This window comes from Streptomyces sp. NPDC054866, assembly GCF_053610745.1.
This window is the reverse complement of the sequence record NZ_JBSGZA010000015.1, coordinates 46,140-71,204: the sequence shown is the minus strand read 5'-3', so window position 1 is coordinate 71,204 and position 25,065 is coordinate 46,140. Positions and strand designations below refer to the sequence as shown.

General features: G+C 71.7%; 15 protein-coding genes. 2 read left to right on the top strand and 13 right to left on the bottom strand.

All coding sequences use genetic code 11. The annotated features are described in order from the left end of the window. The first annotated feature begins 347 nt into the window (after positions 1-347). Positions 348-1,088, top strand: coding sequence for an alpha/beta hydrolase (locus ACWGI2_RS40920; RefSeq protein ID WP_453701068.1), 741 nt, complete (start codon positions 348-350; stop codon positions 1,086-1,088). Between the two features lie 463 nt (positions 1,089-1,551). Here the strand turns inward: ACWGI2_RS40920 and ACWGI2_RS40915 are convergent, their stop codons facing one another. After that, positions 1,552-2,463, bottom strand: a complete 912-nt coding sequence (locus ACWGI2_RS40915; RefSeq protein WP_453701066.1) for a GNAT family N-acetyltransferase — start codon at positions 2,461-2,463, stop codon at positions 1,552-1,554. Between the two features lie 674 nt (positions 2,464-3,137). On the opposite strand from ACWGI2_RS40915, the gene ACWGI2_RS40910 reads away from it, so the two are divergent. Beyond that, a complete protein-coding gene (locus tag ACWGI2_RS40910; protein WP_453701065.1) occupies positions 3,138-3,704 on the top strand; it encodes a hypothetical protein in 567 nt (188 codons plus the stop codon). 85 nt (positions 3,705-3,789) lie between these two features. Here ACWGI2_RS40910 and ACWGI2_RS40905 read toward each other — a convergent pair whose 3' ends face one another. From ACWGI2_RS40905 to ACWGI2_RS40850, 12 genes are all read right to left on the bottom strand, one after another. Further along, the gene (locus ACWGI2_RS40905; protein WP_453701064.1) at positions 3,790-5,382 is read right to left on the bottom strand and encodes a fused MFS/spermidine synthase; all 1,593 of its coding nucleotides are present in this window, start codon (positions 5,380-5,382) and stop codon (positions 3,790-3,792) included. Positions 5,383-5,444: 62 nt separating this feature from the next. Continuing rightward, positions 5,445-5,648, bottom strand: a complete 204-nt coding sequence (locus tag ACWGI2_RS40900) for a ferredoxin (protein WP_453398255.1) — start codon at positions 5,646-5,648, stop codon at positions 5,445-5,447. Positions 5,649-5,718: 70 nt separating this feature from the next. Beyond that, complete coding sequence (locus ACWGI2_RS40895; RefSeq protein ID WP_453701063.1) at positions 5,719-6,768, bottom strand: methyltransferase; 1,050 nt, start codon at positions 6,766-6,768, stop codon at positions 5,719-5,721. 113 nt (positions 6,769-6,881) lie between these two features. Further along, positions 6,882-7,949, bottom strand: coding sequence for a methyltransferase (locus ACWGI2_RS40890; protein WP_453398257.1), 1,068 nt, complete (start codon positions 7,947-7,949; stop codon positions 6,882-6,884). Between the two features lie 95 nt (positions 7,950-8,044). Beyond that, positions 8,045-8,239, bottom strand: a complete 195-nt coding sequence (locus ACWGI2_RS40885) for an MbtH family protein (RefSeq protein WP_453398258.1) — start codon at positions 8,237-8,239, stop codon at positions 8,045-8,047. A gap of 33 nt (positions 8,240-8,272) precedes the next feature. Continuing rightward, the gene (locus tag ACWGI2_RS40880) at positions 8,273-10,621 is read right to left on the bottom strand and encodes a M20/M25/M40 family metallo-hydrolase (protein WP_453701061.1); all 2,349 of its coding nucleotides are present in this window, start codon (positions 10,619-10,621) and stop codon (positions 8,273-8,275) included. After that, on the bottom strand, positions 10,618-11,706 hold the full coding sequence (locus ACWGI2_RS40875; protein WP_453701060.1) for a hypothetical protein: 1,089 nt from the start codon (positions 11,704-11,706) through the stop codon (positions 10,618-10,620). The genes ACWGI2_RS40880 and ACWGI2_RS40875 overlap by 4 nt, the downstream gene beginning before the upstream one ends. Then, on the bottom strand, positions 11,703-16,112 hold the full coding sequence (locus ACWGI2_RS40870) for a non-ribosomal peptide synthetase (RefSeq protein ID WP_453701059.1): 4,410 nt from the start codon (positions 16,110-16,112) through the stop codon (positions 11,703-11,705). The genes ACWGI2_RS40875 and ACWGI2_RS40870 overlap by 4 nt, the downstream gene beginning before the upstream one ends. After that, entirely contained in the window at positions 16,109-19,510 is a 3,402-nt protein-coding gene (locus ACWGI2_RS40865; RefSeq protein WP_453701058.1) for an amino acid adenylation domain-containing protein, read from the bottom strand. Before ACWGI2_RS40865 ends, ACWGI2_RS40870 begins: the two co-directional genes overlap by 4 nt. 13 nt (positions 19,511-19,523) lie before the next feature. Then, a complete protein-coding gene (locus tag ACWGI2_RS40860; RefSeq protein WP_453701056.1) occupies positions 19,524-22,850 on the bottom strand; it encodes a non-ribosomal peptide synthetase in 3,327 nt (1,108 codons plus the stop codon). A gap of 523 nt (positions 22,851-23,373) precedes the next feature. After that, positions 23,374-24,288: an SDR family oxidoreductase gene (locus ACWGI2_RS40855; RefSeq protein WP_453398264.1), complete on the bottom strand. Its 915-nt coding sequence runs from the start codon at positions 24,286-24,288 to the stop codon at positions 23,374-23,376. Between the two features lie 111 nt (positions 24,289-24,399). Next, positions 24,400-24,984 carry a TetR/AcrR family transcriptional regulator gene (locus tag ACWGI2_RS40850; RefSeq protein ID WP_453398265.1) on the bottom strand — a complete coding sequence of 195 codons (585 nt, stop codon included), beginning with the start codon at positions 24,982-24,984 and terminating at the stop codon, positions 24,400-24,402. Positions 24,985-25,065 lie beyond the last annotated feature (81 nt).

Below are 25,065 nucleotides of genomic sequence, written 5' to 3'. Positions count from 1 at the left end.
GCGCAGCAGGGACAGTCGCCATCGGCGAAGGCACCGTGAATCGCAAGTAACTAGCTCTTCGTAGTCGCTCCACAGAAGCTGAGCCAGAACCCGAGAACCGACAGCACCAGTACATGACATTGGGAGGCGCCGCGTCGTGTTCCGACTCCTTGGCATCCGGCCACGGAGCCCGCGCGAAAACCGGTTGGCGGACCCCGGCGGCCGCTGCTACTTTCGCGGAGGCCGTGCGAGAGAACGAGGAGGTGGTACCCGTGAACGTATCGACATGGGTGCTCTCCTCCGGGGTCACGGTCGGGCGATAGGTCGTCCGGGAGCGCCGTTCAAGCGCCCTCCCGAAAGGCACGACCATGGCCCTTCACTTCACTTCCGAACAGCGCCTCGACGACGACGTCCTCGAACGCGAATTCACCCTCGGCGAGATCCCCGGCATCCTGTGGACGCCCGGACCCGCATCCGCACCGGTACCGCTGATCCTGCTCGGCCACCCCCCGCTCGGACTGCGCAAGATGTACCCCCGACTGGTGGCGCGGGCCCGGCATGCCGTGGCGGATGGCTTCGCCGCGGCCACCATCGAGCTCCCCGGGAGCGGTGACCGGCCCCGCCTGCCCGCCGCCGAGCAGGCCCGCGCCGACCTGCGTCGGGCTATGGAAGCAGGCGAGCCGGTCAGCGACGAGATCATCGACGCCCTCATCCTCCCGCTCGTCGACAAGGCGGTCCCGGAATGGCAGGCCGCCCTTGACGCCCTCCTGTCGCTGCCCGAGATCGGCGGCCCGGCCGGGTACTCGGGGGGAGTGATCTCCATCGGCGTTCGCCTTGCGGTGGTCGAGCCGCGCATCGTGGCCGCCGGTTTCTTCGCCGGGAGTTTCGTGCCTCGCGCCACGTTCGAGGAGGCTCGCCGGGTCACCATTCCTCTGCACGTCCTGCTGCAGTGGGACGACGAAGGGAACGACCGGCAGGCGGCCCTGGACCTGTTCGACGCCTTCGGCTCCAAGGAGAAGTCCCTGCACGCCAATATGGGCGGGCACACCGGCGTCCCGCAGTACGCGGGGGACGCTGCGGCCCAGTTCTTCACCCGACACCTGAAGTGAGGCCCGGCCGCCAGGCCATCAGCAGAAGACGGTAAGCCATGTCGGCCAGGATGCCGCTCGTCGAGGGCAGGTCCCGGCGCTCCTCTGCTGTTTATGCAGGTGCTGTCGGCTCTCGTGGACAAAGTCAGTCATGTCCGAGCCGTAGGCCGGGACCGGTCCGGCCGGTCGGCTGCGTTCCCGAACCGGTGAGCGAGGCAATCGCAGGAAGAACGCACCGAGTTGAAGACAACCGGCGACACGGCGCAGAACTGCGACGACAGGACCTCCGGGGCAGACGCATTGGCTTCGCAACCCTCGCGCTGCACCGGAGGTCCTGCCTTCATGCGCCCAACCGGCCGAAATCACCTGCCCAGGCAACCTGTTCGACCAGAACCGCCCTCACGATCGACAGGACTACTACGGCTGCCGTGCAGGTTCGCCAGTGATCGCCCACGACCGCCACTGTTGGTGTCAGCCGGTGATGTCAGCGGGTACTGGAGGCGGGCCGGGCAACGGGGTGGAAGTTGATGCGTTCGCGCACCACGGGGAAACCGGCCTTGGTGAAGTTCGCGGCCATGGGGAAGTTGCCCCGGTCCGTGGCGCCGGTGACGACCTCCGCGCCCTGTTCCACCAGGAAGTGGGTGCACTCGGCGAGGAGGTCGTAGGCGTAACCATGGCCGCGATGCTCCGGCAGGACGCCGATGAAACCGATGGTCGGTCCGGAGGGGTTGTGCGCCGGGATGTGGATGCCGGCCAGTTCGCCTTCCGGGGTGCGGGCGAGCTGCCACCATTCCCGCGGGGACGGGCACCAGTGGAAGAATTCCAGTTCTTCCCGCGCGGCCTGGTCGAGGCCGCCCTCCTCGATGGCCTTCAGCGCGTGGGCGTCCAGCGTGGCCGCGTGGATGCGGCGCAGCGCGTCGAAGAAGACCGCGTCGTCGGGCTCGGGGCTGAAGACGAGGCGTCCGGGCCGCTCGGGCAGCCCGCGTTCCGGGGTCCAGCGGTACAGGAAGCGTTCCACCAGGAGCTCGTAGCCGGCGGCCCGGGCGGCGGCGAAGCGAGTCTCGGCGGCCGCGGCCAGGGCGGGGTGCTCGCGCCAGTCGCCGGGCAGGTTGAGCTCGAGTTCGACCCGCCACGGGGCGGAGCGCAGGAGTTCGGCCCCCGCCTCGACCTCGCCCTCGGCGACGTCGAACCAGTTGAGGTTGATGGGTTCCTCGTCATCGGGACCGCCCCACCAGGCGCCGCGGGCGACGACGGCGCCGTCGCGCAGGGCCACCCGCTTCCAGTGGGGGCGGTGCGTGGTCCGCTGGTGGGCGGCACGGGCGTTCAACGGGTCGGGGTGTGCGTCGAACAGATGGGCGTCGCTCTCGTCGAGCGCGCGGATGACCGTATCGGTCATGGATTCCTCCGGGATGCGTACGGCTGGAGCGCTCCCGGTCGGATCAGAGGTGCCACACCGGGGTAGCGGGGAGGGAGCGCTGGATGGTTGAGAACTGCACGGCACTCGCCTCCTTCCGTTCGTCTCACGCGGCGTGGTCCGGAGCCAGACGCTACTTGAACACCGAGGGGCCCGTCCACGGAAATTGCGAACCGTGCCGACGAAGCCCCTAACCTCGCCGTTTCACTTGGTTTGCGGCTGATGGGGCAGAAACGCGAGAGACCGCGCTCCAGGTGCTCGACGAGGGGGTGAGCGCTTGATCGGATTCATCGGTCTGGGCAGCTCAGCATCGGTCCGCTATTGAAGCTGATCGGCTGCGCTGGCCGATCGCATGCCGGTCGAGTCCGATCCTCCGGCCGATCGCGACGCCGCCGAAGCGCCGGCCCCGACCCGCGCGCCGTTTCGGCCACGCCCCGCCCGCTGCACCGCAGGGCGACACGTCCACCCGCTCGCAGGTGCAGTTGAGTCCGTGTTGGTGAGTTGTTGGCGGGCCGCGTCAAGATAGCTGCGCGGCGGGTGACGGCATCCCTGAAGAGCCAGGAGACCAGCCTTCACACGAACCATCCGCTCACCTACATCAGGGGGGGGCGACGCTGATCAGCGTCGCCCCCTATCTAACGAGGGAATCCAGCTTGATGAACGTACGTCGTATATCTTCTGTGCGGCTTTCGCCCGCGGGCCGTAAGGCCGTCTCCTTCGCGCTGGTCGGCGCGACCGCCGCCACCGTGCTGACGGCCATGACCTCTCCCGCCTCCGCGCTGAGCTGGAAGTGCAACACCAGCTCCCAGTCGATCGACGACCGCAGCTACTCCGGCCCCGCGCCGGACAACATCGACATCAAGATCAAGAACTGCGTGGCCCGCTCCGGCAGCTACGTCTACGCCAAGGCGACGATGTCCTTCGACTTCCCGCCGACCTACGCCGGTGGCGACATAGGCAACACCATGACCGGCGCGACGATGCCGCTGTACGTCAAGCGCTCCGACGCGGGCGCCGACACTCTGCTGGGGACGCAGACCTACAACGTCCGGGACAACTTCCAGCGGATGAACGGCAGCGGCAACGGCACCTTCACCACGTCGACGATGAAGAAGAGGGTCGGTAGCGGCCGCTTCTACACCGACAGCGCCATCAAGATCAACTGGGTCAACGACGGCAAGGGCTACTTCCACTACGGCTTCGAGGCCTCCGGCACCCGCTGACCCGAACACACCGCCGGACCGGGGCACCCACGCCCCGTCCGGCGGGCAGATCGCATCACGGCCAGGGCGCGGCGTCCCGCTTCCGTCACCAGTAGCGCAGTGGCACCGTGACGAGTTGGTCCACGGGGGCGTAGTCGTCCGTCAGCGGCTGCGCGCCTCGGGCGTACTCCGCCGTGCGCTGCTCGTCCGCCACCCTCAGCTGCTTGGTGGTGTCGCGGGCGGACACCCGGCGCTGCAAGGCCTTCGTGTCCAGCGCGTCGTCGCTGGCCACTGCCACGACGTTGCCGCCTTCCTTGCCGGCCAGGATCGCGTCGTAGGAGATGAGGACGACGTGCTTGAACACTGAACGCAGTGTCGCCGCCTCGGCCCGTGCGAAGTCGCCGGGCGGGAAATCGATCATGTTCAGGGCGTAGACGCCACCGGGCCTGAGTACGCGCTTGACGTGCTCGGCGGTCTCGGCGGTGGTCAGGTGCCACGGGGGGCTGTGCGTGCCGAAGGCGTCACCGACCACGAGGTCCCGGCTGTCCGCGGGCTGCTTCTGCAAGCCTTGGCGGCCGTCCCCCGTGACGACGCGCAGCCGGTCGCCCTCCTTGAAATTGAGGCGGTCCTTGGCCAGCCGGGTGAGGCCGCCGTCGATCTCGTAGACCAGTTGGTCCCCTCGCGGACGGGTGCGTTCCAGGTAGGTGGGCACGGTTTCCCCGGCGCCTCCGATATGGAAGCCGTCCAGGCGCCCGCCGGGGTTGACCAGATCACTGGCCGCCACGATGGCCTGGACGTAGCCCATGGTCAGGTTGGTGGGGTCCTTGAGGTCGACGTGGCTGATCTCGGCGTTGCTGGCCTTCAGGACCCGTACCGACGGATTGCCTTTGAGGGCTTCGATTTTCGCGCAGGCGTAGGTCGTTTCCGCGTCGCAGGCCTGGGGGGCGGCGACGGTCAGGCCGGTGGCGGTGACGCCAAGGACGGTGAAGGCCGCTATCGCACGGGGCGCCTTGCCCCGGAGCAGCAGGTGGCAGACGAGACCGCCCACGGTGAGCGCGATGCCGAGTGCCAGCAGGATGACGCTGGTGCGCACGGAGGCCACCAGCACGAATCCGGTGACGAAGGTGGCGAGTATGCCGCCGAGGGTGCCCAGGCTGGAGAGCCGGCCGACGATGCTGCCGGTGCGGTACAGGTCGTGCAGTTGCAGCTTCACGACCAGGGGGGTGACGGTGGAAAGGAGCGCGGCAGGGACGATTACGGCAAGACCGGCGAGCGTGATCACCGCCACCGGGCTCGTGCCGTTCACCATCCCGCCCACCGCCCGTACCAGGGGCAGCACCAGCAGCGTGGTGACGCCGCCGAGCATCAGCATCCAGCCGATCACCGCGCGGGGCGGCACGCGGTCGGCGACCCGGCCGCCGACCCAGCTGCCCAGCGCGATGGACGCCAGGGCAGTGCCGATCACCGCCGAGTTCACTTGCAGATTGATCCCGATGTACGGGGCCACGAGGCGGACCGCGATGTTCTCCAGGATCAGTACCGCGCCCGAGGCGACGAACACCAGCAGTGCGGCGGCGAGCGGCGGCATCGCCGATGCGGGGGTTTCCTGGCGTCGGGGGGTGTGCGGACGGCCCTCTTGCTTCTGTTCCTCGTGCCTCTGTTCTTCTTGCCTCTGTTCCTCGTGCCTCAGGTGTGACATTGCGCCTCCAGGTCAGCTCTGGTGCGTCGGCTACTCGGGACGGGACCGCCGGGCGGCAGGCGTCAGTTCGCCGGGTCGGTGCCCAGGGCGAGTGCTTCGGTGGGACAGCGCTGCACCGCCTCCTCGACGTCCTGGCGCAGCCCGGCGGGCACTTCTTCCGCGCGGAGCAGCACCAGGGCGTCGTCGTCCTGATCGAAGACGTCGGGCAGTCGTTCGGCGCACAGGCCGCTGCCCACGCACCGCGTCCGGTCGGCTGTGATTCGCATGGCTCCGTGCGCTCCTCGTACTTCTCGTACTTCTCGTACTTCGCAGGTGTGGTGGTGTGCGTCCGCGCAGTCAGTCGCCCCGGCGTGCGGTGATCACGGCCATGCCGCTGGGCAGGACCTGTGCCTCCTGCTCCACCAGGCCCGCTTCGGCGAGGAGTGCGGCGAAGGCGTCGCGGGTACGCTCGCGGCCGCCCGACGCGCCGAAGAGGGACAGCATGTACAGGTCCATCACCGCGGGCAGTTGATGGCCGCCCCTGCCGTCGCCGTCCGGCCGGCAGCCGTCGGTGACCAGGTCGATGACCATGATCCGGCCATGCTCCGGCAGTGCTGCACGGCATGTGCGCAAGATCCGTAGCGCGTTGTCGTCGTCCCAGTCGTGCAGGACGTGACTGAGCAGGTAGAGGTCACCGCCGGCCGGTACGTGGTCGAAGAAGTCCCCCACGACGGCGGTGCACCTCCCGGTCAGTTCCTCCTCGGCGATGCGCTTCTCCGCCAGCGGCACCGTCCCGGCCAGGTCCACCAGGGTGCCCGTGCTGCCCGGCGTGCGGTGCAGCACCGCGCACAGCAGCGCTCCGTCGCCGCCTCCGACGTCCACGATCTCCCGGTAGCCGTCGAACGTGATCGAGGCGAAGATCTCGTCCGTCTCGAGGCTGAGCCCGGCGGCCTGCGACCTGTCGAAGATCTCCCTCAGCTCCGGCTGCCGCTCCAGATAGCCGAACAGGTCGCTGCCGTAGACCTGTTGGAAGGCGGACCGCCCGGTGCGTGCCGTGTGCTCGAGCTGCGTCCAGGCGGTGCCGATCTCGCCGGCCAGGAGCTGGGCCGTCGGCCGTGCGGAGCCGACGGCGTCCGGCCGCAGGGTGGCGCCCAGGGGCGTCAGGGCGAATACGCCGGGCGCTTCCTCGACGAGCACCCCGAAGGACGTCAGCGCGCGCAACAGCCGCTCCAGAGCCCGTGGATGGGCGCCCGTACGCTCGGCCAGTTCCTGAACGCCGCGGCTGCGTCCGGACAGCTGCTCGGGAATCCCGAGCCGGACCAGGACGCTGACGGCTCTGGAGATCAGCTGGCTGTACAGCAGCATCCGCATCCGGGCGGCGTCGTCGTACCGTGTGTCGTCGAGCATGCCCTCATCTCTCCTGCCGTCGGCTCGTCCCTCGCGGGGCGGCGGCCCGGGCCGGTGCGCCGGCCCTCGGTCCGGTGAGCGCCGCCCCGTCGGTCCGGCGCGGATGCGGTGGGTTACTTGGTCGCGACGATGACGCCGTGCGGGGTCCATCCGGGGAAGGGGATGCGCTTGGCGGAGTGGAACCCGGCTGCCTCCAGGCACTTCTCGTGCTGCTCCCAGGAGTAGATCATTCCGCCTTCGGAGGGCAGCGAGGCGAAGTAGACGCTGTCGAGGGCCGCGACCACCGGCCCGTCGCCCTCGTCGTTGGACATCGAGTTGAAGATGACCAACTTGCCGTCCTCCGGAAGGGCTTCGTAGGCCCTGCGCATCAGGTCGGTGTTCTCCTCCAGCGTCCAGATGACCAGCTGGTGGGCGAACATCACCACGTCGCAGCCGGTCGGCAGCGGGTCGCGGAACATGTCGCCGGTCACCACCGACACCCGGTCGCCCACCCCCGCCCGGTCGATCTTCCCCTCGGCGATGGCGCGTGACTCCGGGATCTCGAACACCGTGATCTCCAGATGCGGGTTGGCCTCGGCCAGGGCGATGGCGTTGACCGCGTCGCCACCGCCGCAGTCAAGGAGGTGTTTCGCGCCGGACAGGTCGAGCTCCCGCACCAGGTGCTCGTTGGCCAGCTCCGACCAAGAGCGCATGTAGCGGTAGAAGACCTGCTCCATGTGCGGGTTCTCGGAGAGCCGGTGGTACAGGTCGCGGCCGGAACCGCGCACCCGGCGCAGACCGACGTTGCGGTTCTCCCGCAGGGAGTCGGTGAAGTCCAACTGGCCTTCGTAGACGATGTGGTGCTCGAAGGCGACCGTGTCCTTGAAGCGCTGCCAGTCGCCCTCGGCCATCAGCTGTTGCACCACCTGCGCAAGCCGGTAGCGGCCGGTTGCCGCGTCGCGTTCGATGATGCCCAGCGAGGTGCACCCGAGGAGCAGGATGTCCGCCGCCCGCTCGGCGAGGCCCAGGGCGTCGCCGATCTCGTCCCTGCTCGCCTCCTGGCGTTCGGTGAGCAGTTCGGGCAGGCCGAGTTCGCAGGCGGCGTTGAGGTACTGGAAGGCGGCGTGCCCGAAGAGGATGTAGGACAGGCCGTCCATGTCCAGCGAGGCGGCGCCGGTCTTCTCCCGCAGACGTGTGTTCATGTTCGACTCCTTCGGATACGGGCGGTGAGGGGATGGCGTTGCGGTCAGGTGTTTTTGTGTGGCTCAGTCACGTGTGTTGGGCGGCTCCTCCTCCGTCAGGTGTGGAGCGCGACGGGGTCGGTCCATGTCTCGTCGATGTGAGCGAGGCATTCCGCGCGGCTGCCGGTGAAGCCGGCCGGGTGCCAGCCGGCGGGTGGTTCCTGCCTCGCGGGCCAGATCGAGTACTGGCCCGCGTCGTTGATGACGACGTCACAGGCAACGGTGTCGTCGTCACCGAGAAAGGTCGCCATGGGTGGTACCTCCTTCTCGTCGGCGGGTGGGTCTCACAGCTGTATGTGCGTGCTCACGAACGTGGCGTTGCCCCATGACTCCACGTCCAGGGCCGGGGCCGCGGCCTGACCGGCGGGCTCCGCGCCGTGCGCGAGCAGGCGCTCGCGTGTCTCCTGCGGCAGCCCGTCGTCGCGGTCGAGCAGACGTGCCGGGACAGGCCCCCGGGGCAGCTCCAGTTCGAGCACGAAACCTTCGGGGCCCGCCGCGTGGAGCCACAGCTCCCACGGTTCGCCCTCGGCTCCGATGCCGGCCTGTTCCCGGGTGACGTCCCGGCCGTCGACCGACCACCGGCGTACGTCGCCGCCGGCGATCGCCAGGGACAGCTGACGGGCTCCGCGCGCCGAGCGGACGCGCATCGTGACGCGTCGTCCGTGCACGGTTTCCTGCTCGTCGAGGACCTTCAGCTCGGGCGGCGCCAGGTCGGCCGCGTCCGCGCCGATGCCGGCCGGCGGGCGGGCCCGCGCGTAGTGGAAGTCGCGGGTCCAGCCGGGGAAGTACGTCTCCAGGCGCCCGGTGCGAAAGCCGCTGCCCAGCGCGCGGCGCGTCCACTCGTTGGGGGCGGGGTCCGTCGTCAGCCACCACATCTCCCCGGTGTCGGCGTCAGCCAGCCAACTCAGGGACATCGGCGCTGGCTTGAGATCCGTACCGCGGCCCCTGGCCAGGGCCGCGGTCGCGGTGACCGCACCCGTCGCGGCCAGAATCCCGGCCAGGCCACGGCGCGCCCGCGTCGGCAGTACCGCCCATGCCGGCGCCGCCAGTTCGCCGGTGAGCTGGAGCGCCAGCACCGCCGCGGCGGCCATTCTCGGCGTCAGCGCCTGGTACAGCAGCCGCGACAGTGGAGGGAACAGCACCAGGGCGGGCACGGCGGCGGTGGCGGTCACGGCCGCCCGCAACGGTGCCGGGCTCCGCCGGAACAACCCGCCCGCCGCGCTTCCCAGCAGCGGCCAGGCGGCGAGGTAACTCCCGCCGGGCAGGGCGATGGTCAGGGCTGTCCCGCCGACGGCCAGGAGCGTCTGCGCGCCGCTGCTGCGCTGCCCGGCCGCGTCCACGCCCACCAGGGTGGTGGCCGCGACCGCGCAGGCCAGCGCCCCGTACAGCAGATCCGCGTCGTAGAAGTCGCCGCCGCGGCGTGCCTCGGGGCTGATGCGCCGGGCCGCGCTGGTCAGAGCCGTGGAGGCCGCCGCTCCCGCCGCGAGCCGAGCCGCTGTCCCCGCCGCGGCCCGCACCGCTCCCCCGGCGCCGAACAGCGCCCCGGGGACACTGCCGCGCTCCCGGCAAGTGCTCCACAGCCACAGGGCACCGGCGCCCGCCGCGCACAGCCGGGTGCTCCGCGCCCCGTAGCGCACCAGGGTGCCGCGGCCGAGGGTGAAGAAGGTCGCGTCCGATCCGCGCAGTGTCCGCGGGGACGTGCGGCCCAGTCCCCGGGCGAGCGCGAGCGCGAGTTCGCCGTGGTGCTGGAAGGTGGCGTCGTCGACGTGGTCGAGGTCGTCGGCCGGGCCGTGGTAGTGGATGAAGCCGCCGATGTTGGCGAAGTTCATGCCGGGGACCCCGGCGTCCTTGGCCACGGAGAAGTCCGTGGCGTTCGGCAGCCGCCGGTAGACCTCGTAGAACAGGGAGCTGGAGAAGGCGGGCACACCGCTGGCGGCGAGGTGGCCGATGAGCGGGCCGTTTCCCGGCCCCGTCTCGAACATCAGCACCGGGCCCTTGGTGCCCCTGGCCTCGAAGTTCAGCACGGCCTCGACGGAATCGGCCCACGGGTGCTCGGCGAAGAAGGCCCGGGCGCCGAGGAGCCCGCACTCCTCGCCATCGGTGAGCACCACAAGGACGTCGTTGACCGGCGGCGGGCCCTCAGTCAGCGCGCGAACGGCCTCCAGCAGAGCGGCGACCGGCACCCCGGCGTCGCTGGCGCCGGGACCCTGGGCGACGGAGTCGTAGTGGCTGAACAGGCCCACCGCGCTGCCGGATCCGGTGCCCCGCAGCCGGGCGACGACGTTGTGGACCCGCCCGGCGCCCAGATAGCGGGGCCCGTACGGGGTGGGTGTGCTCACGCCCACTCCCACGGCCTCCTGCTCCTCGACCTCGAGTCCGAGCTCGGCCAGTCGGCCTGCCAGGTAGGCGCGCACGGCATCGGCCCGCTCGGATCCGCTCGGCCGCGGTGCCCATGCGATCTGCCTCAGGTCGTGCGCCGCGCGGGCGACGGAGAACTCTTCGGGACCCACGCCGCCGCGCCGCGGTGGCGGGGGACGCAGGGCGCGGGTCGCCCAGACGGCGAGGGCCGTCGCCGCCGCCGCGGGCACGGCGGCCGCCCCCCGGCGTGCGGCCCGGGTCATCGTGCGCTTCACCGCCCCTCCCCTGGTCCGCCGGCACAACCCCGGCCGGCATCGGACCCGCCACCGGTGTCGGGCAGCAAGTCGGCGCGGATACGGTGGAATTGCTCGATCACGCCGATGGCAGGGCGGCCGGAGCGGGAGGTGGCCAGCAGGCTGGGTGACTGATCGCCGACGAAGTGGGCGCACACCCCCTTGTGGGCGTCGTAGGTGGTGTCGAGCGCCGAGCGGAATCCGTCGAGGAGTTCGGGCCGCTCCGCCCCGAGCCACGCCCAGGCGTCGCCGGCCGCGCCCAGGGCCTGCACCAGAGCTTCGTGATCACGCCAGCGCAGCCCGCTCATCTGCGGCGGCGCCACCGGAGGCATCAGGGTCGGCCTGATCTCGCCCTGGTACTGGGTCTCGGTGGCATCCCCCGCGAAGCGCAGGGCCGCCCGGCAGGCGCACATCGTGCGGGTGGCGACGGCCGCCGCGCCCTCGGCCGCTTCCCGGTCGCCGTCGTCGGCGGCGGCCGTCATGCCGGAGAGGGCCAGCGTGCAGCCCTGGGCGAAGACCATGAAGACGTGGTGGCCCCGCACCCATCGGCGCAGTCCGTCCAGCGGCGAGCCGCGCCGCACGGGTCGCGGTGCGGGCGCCACCAGGAGGCCGGGCACCCGGCGGGGCGCGGCGATCCAGCGGGCCGTCACGTCGAATCCGTCCACCAGGTCCTGCCAGTCGCCGGGGTCAAGGCCCGTGCCCTGCTCGTCGACCAGTTCAAGGGCTCCCTCGTACGCCGCGAGCAGGGCCGCGAGCAGCAGCGTCAGCGGCTGCCCGGCGTGCCGCTCGATGCCGAACGCCAGGTCGTTGTCGCGGTTGGGGCGTGATTCCCGCGGGTCCTCGCCGATCGGGGTCGCGTGTACGGGGCCGAGGGCGCCGCGGGCGGCGGCCACCGCCGCGCGCAGCGGTCCGGGGCCGGTGCGGGCGGCCGGGTCGGCGAGCCGGGTGGCGAGTGCCGCGGCGGTCGCGGGCCTGGCCGCTTCGACGGCGGGGATCGTGGCGGGCAGGTCTTCGGGCCGTGCCAGGACGAAGGGAACGGTGGCCACGTCGGGCAGATAGTCGGTCATCGTCCCTCCTCCTTTGTCCTCGCGGCGTGCGGACCGTCCTCGGGCCGGGGCAGAAAGCCGGTGCGGACCAGGTAGTCCATGACGCCGAAGGCGTCGGCAGGGCCCGCGGGAGGGCACTGGATGCCGCTGCCCTCCAGCAGCCGCAGGGTGTTGGCGCACTCGCGGTCCGGTTCCAGCTCGTCGATGTACTTGGGGTCGAGGGCGCGGTGCGGATCGGCCTCGGCGTCCCGGATGAGCGGCAGGATCGGGTAGAGCGGGTGGCCGGGGCCGGTCTCCAGGGCGCGCCTTCTGCCCTCTTCGAACGGCACGATGTCGAAGCGGTATCCGTACTCGCGCAGCCAGCCGCAGAACGTCCTGAGCGTGACCGGGCGCCGGTTGAACAGGTGGTGGAAGCCGCCCCGGGCGCGGGAGTCGAGCGAGATGTGCACGATGGCGGAGGCGACGTAGTCGACCGGGACGGTGTCGAAGATGCGCGGGTAGTCGGGCAGGACGGCCATCGGCAGATAGCCGCGGAAGGCGACCAGCAGGTAGTCGGTGGGCTGCGTGGCTCCGGTGCGCGTGTGTCCGAGGATCAGGCCGGGCCGGAACACGGTCACCGGGATGCCGCGCCGGCGGGCGACGTCGACGACCTTCTCGGCCACCCATTTGCTGCCGGTGTATCCGGCGGGGACGTTCACGGCCGACCGCAGCGGGGTGTCGTCCTCCAGGAACGGCCGAGGGGTGTGGGTCGCCAGCAGGGTGTCGATGGTCGATACGTGGTGGACGGCCTTCAGGCGCGTGGTGCAGGCCAGTTCCAGCACCTGCTGGGTGCCGCCGACGTTGGGGGCCTTCAGGGCCGAGTAGGGGTAGACGAAGTTGACCAGGGCGCCGTTGTGGTAGATGACGTCCACCGTGGCGGCCAGGTCCGCCCAGGTCTCCGGGCTCAGTCCCAGGTGCTGGTGGCCCAGGTCGCCGATCACGCAACGTACCCGGTGCAGTTGGTCCGCGGCGTCGATCTCGTAGTCCGCGAACCCCTGTCGCAGGCGCCGCACGGCGTGCGCCTCGTCGTCGGCCCGACACAGGCAGACGATCTCCGCGTCGGTACGCCGCAGGAGTTCTTCCAGGAGGTGCAGTCCCAGGTAGCCGGTGGCGCCGGTCAGCAGGATCCGCCGCGGGTGGTACCAGTCCGCGTGCGGCAGACCGTCGGGGCGCACCGACGCGTCCAGGCGCCCGTCGCCTTCCAGGGTTGCGGCGTGCTGGCGGCCGAGTACGGCGGCGAGGCCGCCGCGCCCGTACTCCTCGATGGTCTGCGCCACGCCGGCCACGCTCGGCACGCGGAAGAACGCGTGCAGCGGCACCTCGACGGCATGCCGTTTCTCCAGCAGCGTCGCCAGCCTCGCGAGCATCAGGGAAGTGCCGCCCGTGGCGAAGAAGTCGGTGTGCACGTCGATGGCGTCGATGCCCAGGACGCGGCAGAAGTCCTCGGCCACGGCGGCTTCCAGGGGAGTACGAGCGGCGGTCTCTACCGGGGCGGTGGGGCGGGGTGCGTCGCGGAACTCCTCGGCGAGCGCACCGCGGTCGATCTTGCCGGTGGCGGTGCGGGGCAGGGCGTCGACGACACGGACGGTGTCGGGGACGAGGTAGGCGGGCAGCCGTTCGCCGAGCGTGGCGCGCAGTTCGGCCGCGGTCTGCGCCGTGGGGGCATCGGCACCGGCGCCGCGGACGACCGCCGCGGCGAGGCCTGCGTCCGGGGTGCCGGGGCGCACGGGCACCACGGCGGCGGCGGTGACCTGCGGACACTGGGCAAGGACCGCCTCGATCTCGCGCGGCTCGACCCGGTGACCGCGTATCTTGACCTGCTCGTCGATGCGTCCGAGGAACACGATCTCGCCGTCCGGCAGCCGCCGTCCGAGGTCCCCGGTGCGATACAGCCGGCCCCCGGGCTCGCCGTGGGGATCGGGCAGGAAACGCTCCGCGGTCAGGGCGGGACGGCGCTGGTATCCGCGGGCGACGCCCACTCCGCCGATCATTATCTCGCCGGGCACCATGTCGGGGACCGGCCGCAGTTCGGCATCCAGGACGTGCACGTCCACGTTGTCGATGGGGCGGCCGATGGGCACGACGTCGCCCGCCTCGTCGCCCGCCAGGTGCGCAGTGGCGTCGATGGTGGTCTCGGTGGGGCCGTAGAGGTTGGCGACCTCGGCCGACCAGACCTCCCGCGCACGCCGGACCAGCGAGGGTTCCAGCGGCTCGGCGCCGCTGAGCAGCAGCCGCACCTTGGTCGCCTCACCGACCGCCGGATGTTCGAGCAGCAGGGCCAGCAGGGAGGGGACGCCGCCGATGACGCTCACGCCCTCGTCCCGTACGAGGCGCAGCAGGGCGGCCGGGTCGTCAAGCTCGTCCTCACCGGCCAGGACGATGGTGGCGCCGGTACTCAGCGGCCAGTACACCGCCCACACCGACGGGTCGAAGCTCAGCGCGTGATTGTGCAGGACCCGGTCCCCGGGCCCCACGTACCAGGTACGGCGGCGCCAGCAGATGTTGTTGACCACGCTGAGGTGCGGGACGACGACGCCCTTGGGGCACCCGGTGCTGCCCGAGGTGTAGATGACGTACGCCGCGTCGTCCCGGGTCACGGGCACGGCCGCAGGCTCCCGGTCGAAGCCGTCGATGTCCTCCACCGGCAGGCAGGGCACCCCGGCCGGCACCGGCACCGCGTCGGCCGCCCGGTTCAGCGCGAGGACGGCCCCCGAGTCGGTGACCATGTGGTGCACCCGCTCGGCCGGGTGGTGCGGGTCCACCGGAACGAAGGCGGCCCCACAGCGCAGTACGGCCAGTTGGGCGGCCACCGCGTCGGCCTCGCGGCCCAGGCACACCGCGACGCGGTCGCCGCGCGTGACGCCGCGCTGTTGCAGTGCGGCGGCGATGGTGCCGGACCGCCGCCACAGGTCCCGGTAGGTCAGCTCCTCGGCGCCCCGGCGTACGGCCGCCCGTCCGGCGATCCGCGGGTCGAGGGCACGGGCCGCCACGAGGTCCACCAGGGTGTCCGGCGGCAGCGGGTACTGATCCCCGCGGCCGCACGAGACACCGGCGTCGGGGCCGGTGAGCAGCGGCAGTTCGAAGACGGGGGCGCTGGCCCGCCCGTCGCCCATCAGCAAGGGCTGCAGTACCGCAAGGAGGCTGTGGGCCACGCCGGTGATGTCCTCGGGCACGTACAGAGCGGCGTCGTAGTCGAACTGCAGGCTCACCAGGCCGGGTTGGAACCATACGGTCAGGTCGATGTCGTGCTCGCCACTGGTGACCTCGGTCGTTTCGGCGACGAGTTCGCTCTGCGGGCCGCGGGCCTGCGGGGTGCGCGCGTCGACCACCCGCACCGCGGTCTGTACGTACGGCGTGCGGCTCAGATCGCGGGCGGGCGGGCTGAGTTCCAGCAACCGGGCGAAGGGCATCGCGCCCCGCGCCGTCTCCAGGGCGCGCCCGGTGCGCTCAAGGAGTGCCGCCATGTCGCCGCCGTCCGGCAGTTCGGCGCGTACGGCTCGGATGTCGTCCAGCGGGCCGAGCAGGTCCGGCGTCCGGTCGGGCGCCGTCAGGTGTACGCCGCACTGGGCCGCGTCCGTGGCCTGATAGCGCATCAGCACGGCCAGCCAGGCCGCCACCGTGCGCAGGGCGCACTGTTCGGCATCGACGCGGTCCGCCGCGGGGACGTACGTCATGTCCAGGATTTCCGACGCCCGGCGGTGGCCCTTGATCGCCGGACGCGGGCGCGGGCAGGGGATCTCGCGGGCCCCAGGGCCTGACAGCAGGCGCCGCTGCTCTGCCGCGGCATCGGCGTGTACGTCGGCCAACCAGCGCTCCCGGCGTTCCGCGAGAGTCTGCGACAGCGCGGCCGGTGGCGCCTGCCCGCCGCCCGCCAGACAGGCGGCGACGGTGTCCAGCGAGGTCGTGTCGGCGATGAGGCGATGGGCGACGAGGAAGACCTGCCACTCCTGCTCGCGCAGGCGCAGCACGCTCACCCGCAGCAGCGGCCCCCGCCGGAGGTCGAAGGGCTCATCGGCGCTCTGGGCGGCGAGCCCGAGCGCCTGTGCCTCCGGGTCGGGCTCGCCCGTCAGATCCACGGAGCGCAGCGACAGATCGGCGACGGGCAGGACGAGCCGGACGGGGCGGGCGCAGACCTCCAGGAACACGCTGCGGAGGGCCTCTTGCGTGGCCGCGAGGGCGGTGAGCCGCCGCTGCACCCCGGTGACGTCCAGCGGCCCCCTCAGCCGGTAGCGCGCCACCACCGTGCTGGGACAGCCCTGCGCCATCCGGTTCAACAGCCACCAGCGGCGCTGTTCGGCGGACAGGGGGTCAGCCAGGTCGGCCTGCGTGTCGGCCATCACCCGGGCGAGTTCGCGGGAGAATTCAGTGCTGTTGTCGCCAGTACTCACGAGTCACTCACCTCGGCGCGTCCGGAAGACGGCAGTGGGGTCGGTGTGGTCTGTGCGGTCTGTGCGGTGGGGATGCGGGTGACGCGGTCGAAGGACCAGTCGCTGTCCTCGATGCGGGGTGCAGGAGCGGCGGGCCCCTCGGTGTGTCCGGCCAGGGCCGCCACCGAGCGCGCGATCCCCGCGACCGTGGGTTGCAGGAGGATCTCGGCGGTCGGGACGGTCACGCCGAACGCGGCCTTGATCTGCTGGATCATCTGGCTGACCAGGAGGGAATGGCCCCCGAGAGCGAAGAAATCGTCGGTGGCCCCGACGTCTTCGACGCCCAGAAGCTTCTGCCACAGCGCCGCGATTGCCTCCTCCGTACGGTTGGCGGGGGCGACCCGTTGCGACGGCATCTCGAGCCGGGTCCCCCCGCGGACCAGCAGCCGGCGGTCGGTCTTGCCGTGCGGGGTCAGGGCGATGCGGTCCACGGCGTGGAAGCGGGCGGGCACGGCCGCGCCCGGCAGCCGCGCGGCGGCGTGGCGGCGTACGTCCGCGGCCCATCGCGCGGTTGCTTCGGTGCCTGGGCCCGGAACCAGCCAGGCGCCGAGCGACGTGTCGCCGCCCTGTCCGAGCAGCGCGGCAGCGGCGTCCGCGACACCGGGAGCGGTGCGCAGCACGTGCTCGACCTCGGCGAGTTCGATCCGGTGGCCCCTCACCTTGATCTGATCGTCCATGCGGCCGAGGAACTCCAGACAGCCGTCGGTCCGTCGGCGGACCTTGTCGCCCGTGCGATACAGCCGACCGCCCGTCCCGTGCGGATCGGGCAGGAAACGGGCCGCTGTCAGAGCTCCCTGGTGCGCATAGCCGGCCGCGACGCCGGGGCCGGCGACGAGCAGTTCGCCGCTGATGCCGTCGGGCACGGGCCGCATGTCCCCGTCGACGACGGACACGGTGGTGCCGGGCAGCGGGCGGCCCAGGTGGATGGGAGCGCCGGTGCGGACCCGTCCTGCGCAGGACCACACCGTGGTCTCGGTGGGGCCGTACAGGTTCCAGCAGGCGGCGGCGTCCTCGGCCAGGATGTCCGCCAGGTCCGGCGGGAGCGCCTCGCCCCCGCACAGCACCGTGAAGTCCGGCCGTGGCCGCCAGCCGGCGTCCGCGAGGAGGCGCCAGGTCGCGGGCGTCGCCTGGGCCACGGTGACCTGCGGCGCCTCAAGCCGGCGGCGTAACTCCGTGCCGTCGCGCAGGAGTTGCTGCGGGGCAATCTCCACGGTGCCGCCGACGCACAGCGGGGCGAGCAGTTCCAGCAGGGAGATGTCGAAGGAGTGTGTGGTCAGGGCGAGCAGCGTGAACGGGTCGTGGTCGGCAAGGCCCGTCACGTCGGTGACCGCGGCGAGGAAATAGCCGAGGTTGGCGTGGGTGACCGCGATGGCCTTGGGCTCACCGGTCGAGCCGGAGGTGAACATCAGGTAGGCGACGGCGTCGGTGCGCGGCGGTGCGGTGCGGTTGTGCGCACTGCGGTTGTGCGCGGCGCCGTCGTCTGCCCGGGCCGTCCCGTCCGGCCCGTCCGTCCCGTCCGGCCCGTCCTTCACGGGCGGAAGGAGGCTGTCCACCGGCACCTGCACCTGCACGGCGGGCCCGGCATCGTGCCCCGGGTCCGCGGCTGTCGGCTGCGGCTCGTCTCCGGCCTCCGGCGCGGTCACCATGACGGCCGGGGCGGCCTGACGGACGATCAGCCGGCGTCGCTCCGCGGGCAGCGCCGGGTCAAGGGGCACGTAGACGGCGCCGGTTCGCCAGGCGGCGAGCATGCTGACGACCGTGCCGACGCCGCGTGGGGTGTGCACCGCCACCGTGCGGCCGGGCCCGGCGCCCGCCGCGCGCAGCCGGTTCGCCGCGGCCGAGACGCAGGCTTCGAGTTGCCGGTAGCTCAGCGCGAGGGTGTCGTCCCGCAGGGCGGGCGCGTCGGGCCGGATGCGGGTCTGTTCCGCGATGCGGTCGGCCGCCGTGGGCGCGTCGACGGCGTATGCGGAGGGCCGTGGCCACGGCGGGGCCGCCTGCGACAGAGCGGTGCAGACGTCGTCGTCCGGGCTGTCCGCCAGGCGCGCGAGGACCAGGTCCAGGTACTGTCCGAGGCGCTCGACGGTGGCGGCGTCGAAGAGCGCGGTGGCGTACTCCAAGAACCCGCTGACGGTGCCATGGCGCTCCTCGAAGAGGAACAGGGACAGGTCGAGCCGGGCGGTGCCGGTGTCCAGATCGGTTGCCTCCGCGTGCAGTCCCGGCAGTTGGTGACGGCGGGCCGCGTCGGGCTGGAAGCCGAACATCACGGAGAACACCGGATTGCGGTCAAGGAGGCGAGGCGGGTTGAGCGCCTCCACCAGGTCCCCGAAGGGCAGGTCGGAGTGCTGCATCAGCCACCCGATCTCACCGTGCACCTCCTGTGTGAGCTGCCGCAGGCTGCGCGCTGCGCCGAACCGGGCGCGCAGCACACAGGTGTTGGCCAAGTAGCCGACCGTGGAGTCCAGTTCGGGGCGGCAGCGGTTGGCCACCGGGATGCCCACCGCGATGTCGTCGCTGCCCGCGGCGTGGTGCAGCACCGTGAGGTAGGCGGTCAGGAGCAGCGAGGAGAGGCTGACGCCGTGGTCGGCGGCCACCCGGCGCAGCCGGTCGGTGTCCTCGCGTCCGAGCGTGACGGGTATGCGGGCGCCCTCGAAACTCTGGGTTGCCGGGCGGCGCCGGTCGGCCGGCAGGTCGATGCCGTCCGGGAGCCCGGCCAGCCGCTCGCACCAGGCGTCCAGGAGTTCCTGGTGCCGGGCGCGCCAGGTGTCGTCCGGGTCCTCGCCACCCGCGTTCCAGACGACGAAGTCGGCGAATTGCAGCGGCACTTCCTCCTGCGCAGGCGGTGCCTCTGCGCTGCGCCGCTGCTGATAGGTCTCGAAGATCTCCTTCAGGAGCAGTTGCAGCGACAGGCCGTCGCACACGGCATGGTGCACGCACAGACCGAGCACCGCGTGCTCCGCGCTCAGCCGCACCAGGGTGGCGCGCAGCAACGGGGCCCGGCCCAGGTCCCATCCCCGCCGGGCCAGATGCCGCAGCACCCGGTCGAGTTCGGCCTCGCGGTCCTCGGCGCCGAGGCCGCTCAGGTCCACTTCCTGGAGGACGAGGGAGACACCGTGCCGGACGACCTGGAGCAGTCCGTCGTCGCCCTGGCACAGGGCGGTGCGCAGTGCCTCGTGCCGTACGGCGAGCTGGTCGAGCGCGTATTGCAGGTCTTCGGCGTGCAGTTCGCCGCGCAGGTCGACTCGTACGGCGAGTGCGTAGGCCGGCACGGACTCCGGGCTCACCTGGTGCAGGAACCACAGCCGCCGCTGTCCCGGGCTGCTGGGGAAGGTGAGGTCGTCCTGGAGCGGGATGGTGGTCATCAGGACTCTCCTGTCAGGTCTGCGATCGCCGCAGGTGGCGGGTGCGGTCCAGGCGGCGTACGGGCCGCTCGGCGTGGGCCGGCGCCGCATCGGGCGCCGCGGCCACCACGGCTTCCTGATCGGCGATGGTGCGGGCCTGCCACAACTGGGCGACCTGGACGTCGACGCCGAACTCCGCTGTGACGAGCCGGGCGAGCCGGGCCAGCAGCAGCGAGTGACCGCCCACGGCGAAGAAGTCGTCACGGGCGCCGACGTCGGGCAGGTCGAGCAGCTCACGCCACAGCGCGCCGATCCGTTCCTGCACCGCTCCGCTGAGCGGGGCGGCCTCGCCGTGCCCGATCCGTACGGCGGGCAGCAGCGCGAGGCGCTGCCGGTCGGGTTTGCCGTTGCGGTTCTTCGGCACCTGCGCAAGCACCGCGTAGTCGGAGGGCACCATGTAGCCGGGGACCCGGGTGGCGAGCCGGTCGCGCACCTCACGCAGCCAGCCGGTGGGGTCCTGCGGCACCGGTTCCGTGGGGACCAGGGCGGCCAGCAGCTGCCGGTCCGCGCCTCTGCCGACGGCGTGCACGACGGCCTCGCGCAGGGGTGTCGTCTCGCGAAGGCCCGTCTCGACCTCGCCGAGTTCGATACGGAAACCGCGGATCTTCACCTGGTGATCGACCCGGCCGACGAAGTCGAGGAGCCCGTCCGGACGCCAGCGCACCAGGTCGCCGGAGCGGTACCGGCGTTCGCCGGGGCGGTCGGGATCGGGCAGGAAGCCGGCCGCGGTCTGTGCCGCTTCACCGGCGTAGCCCAGCGCCACGCAGGGGCCGCCGATGAGCAGTTCGCCGGTGGCACCGAGCGGCACCTCCCGCAGCTGCTCGTCCACCACCTTCAGCGTCGCGCCGCCGAACGGACGCCCCAGCGGCACCGGGTCGCCCGTGGCCGGGCCGACCTCGGACCAGGTCATGTAGGTGGTGGTCTCGGTCGGCCCGTACATGGCCACGATCCGGGCCTGCGGGCACTGGGCGGCGATGTCCTTGACCAGGTCTCCGCCGATGGTGTCGCCGCCCATGGTGATCAGCCGGAGCCCCGGCGGCAGCGCCCGCTCCCGGACGCACGTGGCCACGGCGGAAGGAACGCTGCTCAGGAAGGTGCCGGTCGGCTGCGCCCGGTCGACCAGTTCCAGGGCGCTCTCCAGAAGCCGCACCCGCCCGCCGGCGGACAGCGGCAGGAAGATCTCCCATACGGACAAGTCGAAGTGCACGCCGCTGACGGCGAGCGACTCGCGCAGTTCCTCCGCGGTGAAGGTCCGCCGGCCGAACCGCAGCAGCCCGACGGCGGACCGGTGCGCGATCACCACTCCCTTGGGGCGCCCGGTCGAACCGGACGTGAACATCAGATAGGCCGGGGCTTCGGCCCCACCCACCACGCTCCCGCCCAACGTTGCCCACGCGGCGTCGGGCTGTGGTGGCATGTCGGCGGGGGACTGTGGCGGCACGTTGGTTGTCGGCAGCGTTCGGCAGGGCAGCAGGCGGCCGAGGTCCTCGGTCGTCTCGTCGGTGATCACCACGGCGCAGCCGGCTCCGGTCACCACACGCTCCAGGCGGGAGGGGGGCGCGGCACGGTCCAGACCCACGTACGCGCAGCCGGCCCGCAGGACGCCGAGAAGCGCCGGTACGAGATCCCGCCGCCGGGACAGCAGGACGCCCACGCGGCTGCCGGGGGCCGCTCCGTCGCGCCGCACCGCGGCGGCGAAGTCGGCGGAACGGTCGGCGAGTTGACGGTAGGTCAGCTCGCCGTCGGGGGCGATCACCGCGACGCGGTCCGGGTGGCGTGCGGCCGCCTCCAGCACCTCACCATGCAGGGTGCTTTCGCGGGTCTCCGGCTCCGGCTCCGGCTCCGGCTCCGAACTGCTCCAGCGCTCAAGGAGTTCGCGGTCCGCCGCGGGTACGCAAGTCAGGGCGTCCACGGGCGTCCCGGGTCCGGCGATCAGGGCGTCGACGGCGGTGGGCAGCAGTTCGGCGAGGCGTTCGGCGAGCCATGCCGGATGGTGCGCCGGGTCGACGTCCACGAAGCCGGTCATCTTCCTGCCGTCGTCGGCGAGGGCGGTGGCAAGCAGCCACGGCCCGATGCTGACGGGCGGGACGACGGTGCGCAGCAGGCCGCCGAGCGGGTCGGCCGGCCGCGACAACAGGGCTGCGCCCAGGCCCTTGAGACCCGCGGGGTCCTGGAACATCGCCAGGGTGGCTTCCGGCACCGGCATGCCGACGCCGCCCGCACCGTTCGCGCCATCCGCCGGCGCCACCAGATCCGGATAGCCCAGGCACTGGTGGGCCAGCGCCCCGCGCAGCATCCCGTGGACCCGCTGGACGTACTCCCGTGCGGTGCCGGAGCAGGTGTCGACCGGCAGGACCCCGGTGGACAGGGCGTAGCCGACCGCGCGCGCGTTGGCGCCGTTGCGCCCGTGCGTCGATACCGCCAGGGGCGCCCTGGCACTGCCGCCGAAACGGGCGAGGGCGAGGGCCTGCGCGGCGAACAGGACGGAGTAGCAGGAGACCCCGCAGACCTTGGCGAAGGCCCGTAGGGCGCTCGTACGCGTCTCTCCGAAATCCAGGGGCGCCCGGCAGGTCGGCCGGGACATCCCGGCGGGGACGGGGGCGGCGGGCGCGGTCGTACGCGGCAGGTCCAGGGGGTCGTGCCCGTCCTCCCACAGGCCGGTCCAGAACTTCCGTGCCCGCGCGAGGCGAGCGGCCGGCACCGGCGCGCGGGTCAGGGGGACCGCCGGGGGCAGCGCCCTGGCGTGATCTTCGGGGTTCTGGGCGGGGTACTGGGCGGCGTTCCGGCCGTAGATCTGGACGAGCTCGGTCAGCAGCACGCCCACGGACCACAGATCGGCGACGGCGTGATGGACGCGGACGACCATCCTCGGCGGTGCGGTGTCGTCGTCGGATGCCGCGAGCACCGTGGCCCGGAAGAGGGCGCCCTCGGACAGGTCCGGGTGTTGCCGGCAGCGTTCTTCCAGCAGCGCGTCGATGTCGGAGGTGCCGGCCGCCGGGGGCAGCAACTCACGGTCGCAGTAGCGGCGCGGCTCCTCGTCGACCCGCTCGGCCGCGTCGACCACGCGCAGCCATTGATCCTGGCTGCGTACGAACCGAGTGCGCAGCGCTTCATGGCGCCGGACGAGTTCGCGCAGGGCGCGCAGCAACCGCTCCGGGTCACATTCACCGGCGAGCTCGAAAGCCATCGCCAGCGTCAGTCCTGGGCGCTGGGGGTCGAGTTCCTGTGCCAGGCACAGCACCTGCTCGTGAGGCAGTGCCGGGCGGGTTACCGGGGCTGTGGTGTCCCGATCAATGCGCACTGCGTTCCTCCACTCGGGAATGGCGGCGTGCCGGGCATCAATGCCCCAGTGATGTTAGGAAGGTTCGGGGCGGACGCCAGAAACTCTGTCAACAAGTGGAAGGAATACCGGTCCGCACAAATGCCCTGGGGGTTCCGGCAGATGCGGCGGCCCGTGGAGAATTCGCGGAAGGCATGGCGGAACGCATGGGGGAAGGCGTAGGGGAAGGCATGGGGGGAATTGCGGTAAGGCGCGTGAACTCGCGTGCGGGCGCGTGCTATTCGCCTCCGGACGGCGGGGGTTCGGCGTCATTCACCGCCGGGTCGGCGGGCGGCAGGCAGCAGGCAGCGGCAGCGGGCATGAGCGCGAGCCCGCCGTCGCCGGAATTGCCCGGCCATGGCGGGCTCGCGCATTCGGTTGTCGGGCGCGCGCTTCCGACAGCCCTGTTCGACTCGCTGGACTGGACTTGCTGGAATGGACTCGCTGGACTGGACTTGCTGGATCTACTCGGCCTGCTCGGCCTGTTGACCTGCTCGAATACGCCTCAGCGGTATTCCGCCGGGTCCACCTGTGCCGGGTCGAGGCCGCCGAAGACCACTTCCTTCAGCCAACGGGACCAGTCGGGGCGAGAGCCGTCCAGATCGTCGATCTGATAGGCGTCGGCCAGGGCGTGGGACGTGACGATGCGGCCGTTCCAACGTGCGCGGTCGTCGTCCGCCGCGAGCGCGGCAATGCCACGCCCCAGCAGATGGGGTGTCTCCGACAGTACGAAGTGCGGGTCCTTGGCGACACCGTCGCGCCAATTCTCCTCGGTGACCTTGAAATGGTCGAGCATCGCCTCGGAACGCAGGAATCCGGGCGTGGCCGCCAGCGCGGTGCACCCGTACTCCGGCAACTGCGCGGAAAGGCCCAGGGCCAAGCGCCGTACACCGGTCTTTACCTGGTCGTAGACGAGCGAGCCCGAATTGCCGTCGGTCTCGCCGTCGGTCACCTCGACCACCAGTCCGCCGGGCTTGGCCGTCAGCAGCGGAAGCAAGGTGTGCAGGGCCCGCAGATGCGTCTCCAGGCCGTTGCGCCAGGCGCCCACCGACCGTTCGACGTCCTGTTCCCAGAAGGGCCTGTCCCAGTCGATGAAAGGATCGCCGCCCCACACGTCGTCGATCAGGACGTCCAACTGTCCCCCGGTTTCGGCAACGATCCGGTCGCGCAGGGCGTCGACGTTCTCCTGGTCCAGGAAGTCGCAGCACACCGCGATTCCCCTCCCGCCGGCCTCGGAGACCAGTTCAGCGGTCTCCTCGATCGTCTCCGGCCGGTTCATCTCGCTGCGCCGGTCGCGGGTGGATCGCCCGGCCGCGAACACCGTGGCGCCCAGCGCGCCCAGCTCGACCGCGATCGACCGGCCACAGCCGCGGGTGGCCCCGCTGACCACGGCGACCTTGCCCTTGAGTGCAGATGTCATCGTCCCTCTCCCTCACGGTAATCGCGGGTGTACTCATCAACCGCGGTTGTGCTCATCCGCGGTTGAGCGGCAGCGGTGGCAGGCACCACGCTGGCGGGCGGCACGGTCCGGTCAGGGAGTGCGCCCCTCCCCGCCCCATGCCAGCAGCACCGCGTCGAGGTCTTGGCGCACCCTGTCGGCCAGTTCGCCCTCGGCACTCAACGCCCAATCCTGCAGCAGGCCGTTGACCAGCGCCGCCAGAATCCATGCCCCCTGGTGGGCCGGGGGCGCGTACGGCAGGTCCGCGGATTCCAGGAGCGGCGTCAGCACCGAACGTACGGCCCGGCGCTGGGCCGCGAACCCCTCACGGAGTCGTGTGTCGGCCAGTTCCTTCCCCAGCTGCGCCAGATGCTGCGCCGCCGTGTTCGGGTCGTCGGCACCGACGGTGGTGATCAGCAGTGAATCCCGGATGGCGGCCACCGGATCGCTGTGCTTCTCGCTGGCGCTGCGCATCTGGGCCTCGAGGGCCGCGGTGCCCTGCGCCATCATCGCCAGGAGCAGACCGTGCTTGGAGCCGAACCTGCCGGCCACCGTACCGACGGAGACATCGGCCTCCTCGGCGACCTGGGCAAGGGTGAAGCTCGGTCCGTGCCGGCCGATGGCCTGCTCGCAGGCCGCCAGCAACGCGCCGTCAGAGATCTTCTTGGGACGCCCCATCTAGTTATTGAACCACAATTCGCAAACTCTGCCGCGTGCTCCGCCGTCGGCCGGAGCACGCGGGCAGCGCGCAGTCCTGCC